This window comes from Mesorhizobium sp. M2A.F.Ca.ET.037.01.1.1 (genome assembly GCF_003998075.1).
Taxonomy (GTDB): Bacteria; Pseudomonadota; Alphaproteobacteria; order Rhizobiales; family Rhizobiaceae; genus Mesorhizobium.
Window position 1 is genome coordinate 1 of record NZ_RZSA01001226.1, and the last position, 1,708, is coordinate 1,708.

A 1,708-nucleotide genomic window follows, 5' to 3' on the forward strand; every position below is an offset into this window, starting at 1 on the left:
GTGCCTGGACGTCATGGCCAATTCCGCGTCATCGACGCTTTCTCGCGCATCGTCAGGCTGGGCGAGGGGCTGACGGCCAGCGGCCGGCTCGGCGAGGCGGCGATGGACCGCGCTGTCGAGGCGCTGAAGGTCTGCGGCGAGAAGCTGCGCAACCGCAAGATCAGGAAAGCCAGGCTGATCGCCACCGAGGCCTGCCGCTCGGCCGCCAACGGCGTCGAGTTCCTGGATCGCGTCGAGCGCGAGGCCGGGCTGAAGCTGGAGATCATCGACCGTCAGACCGAGGCCCGCCTTGCCGTTTCCGGCTGCGGCTCGCTGGTCGAGCGCGACACGCAAGGCGTGGTGCTGTTCGACATCGGCGGCGGCTCGTCGGAAATCGCGCTGATCGACCTGACCGGACGGCGTTCGCCACGTCTGGCCAATCACATCGTCTCCTGGACGTCGCTGCCTGTCGGCGTCGTCTCGCTCGCCGAGCGCTTCGGCGGCCGCACTGTCACGCGCGATACCTTTGCCGCCATGGTCGACGATGTGGCTACGCGGCTGAAGGCCTTCGACGGCCGCGACCGGCTCGCCCATGTGCTGGCCAGCCCCAACTTCCATCTGCTTGGCACGTCCGGCACGGTGACGACGCTGGCCGGCGTGCATCTCGATCTCGAGCGCTACGACCGCCGCCGCGTCGACGGGCTGTGGATGGACCGCGACAGCGTTGACCGCATGATCGAGCGGCTGATCGGCTGGGATTTCCAGCAGCGTTGCGCCAACCCCTGCATCGGCGCCGACCGCGCCGATCTCGTTCTCGCCGGCTGCGCCATCCTGGAAGCGATCCGCGGCGTGTGGCCGTCCGAGCGGCTGCGTGTCGCCGACCGCGGCCTGCGCGAGGGGATCCTGAGCGAATTGATGGCCGATGACGGCGTCTGGCGGAATGATGGGCGCCGATGACAAAGAAACCGGAAAAGCCGGGCTCAGCCAGCCTGCGCGTGCTCAAGACCCGCATCAAGAAGAAGAGCGGCCTGAAGGAATCGTCGCGCCGCTGGCTCGAGCGCCACATGAACGATCCTTATGTGCAACGCTCCAAGGCCGACGGCTACCGCTCCCGCGCGGCCTACAAGCTGATCGAGATCGACGACAAGCACCATTTGCTGAAGCCCGGCATGAAGGTCATCGACCTGGGCGCGGCGCCCGGCGGCTGGTGCCAGGTGGCAGCCGCGCGGACGAAGTCGAGCGCCGAGAATCCCCATGTCGTCGGCATCGACTATCTCGAAATGGATGCGGTTCCGGGCGCCGTCATCCTGCAGATGGACTTCCTCGATCCGGACGCGCCGCAGAAGCTCGCCGAGGCGCTCGGCGGCCAGCCGGACGTGGTACTGTCCGATATGGCAGCACCCGCCACCGGCCACCGCCGCACGGATCATCTGCGCACCATGCATCTGTGCGAAGTCGCGGCCGATTTCGCGCTGCACGTGCTGAAACCCGGCGGGCATTTCCTCGCCAAGACATTTCAGGGCGGCGCCGAGAACGAACTCTTGTCGCTGCTGAAGCAGAACTTCCGCTCCGTCCATCATGTGAAGCCGCCGGCTTCAAGGGATGAGTCGGTGGAGCTGTATTTGCTGGCGAAGGAGTTCAAAGGTCCCGGAACTTCGTCATTCTAGGGCGAAGCAAGGAGCGACGCGCGCAGACCCTAGAATCCATGCCGTTACCTCGGCCAAGAAAC

The 1,708-nt window shown here is 66.3% G+C and carries 2 protein-coding genes; both read left to right on the plus strand.

What is annotated here, in order from left to right:
• Positions 1 to 936, plus strand: a 936-nt coding sequence (locus EOA27_RS35365) for a Ppx/GppA phosphatase family protein (RefSeq protein ID WP_145970793.1), incomplete at its 5' end; no start/stop codon positions are given.
• Positions 933 to 1,646 carry an RlmE family RNA methyltransferase gene (locus tag EOA27_RS35370; RefSeq protein WP_127258604.1) on the plus strand — a complete coding sequence of 238 codons (714 nt, stop codon included), beginning with the start codon at positions 933 to 935 and terminating at the stop codon, positions 1,644 to 1,646. The genes EOA27_RS35365 and EOA27_RS35370, both read left to right, overlap by 4 nt.
• The last annotated feature ends 62 nt before the right edge of the window (positions 1,647 to 1,708 follow it).

What these genes read in the sequence shown, in the direction of transcription:
- EOA27_RS35370 (WP_127258604.1), top strand. Translation starts at nt 933, where the DNA reads ATGACAAAGAAACCGGAAAAGCCGGGCTCAGCCAGCCTGCGCGTGCTC.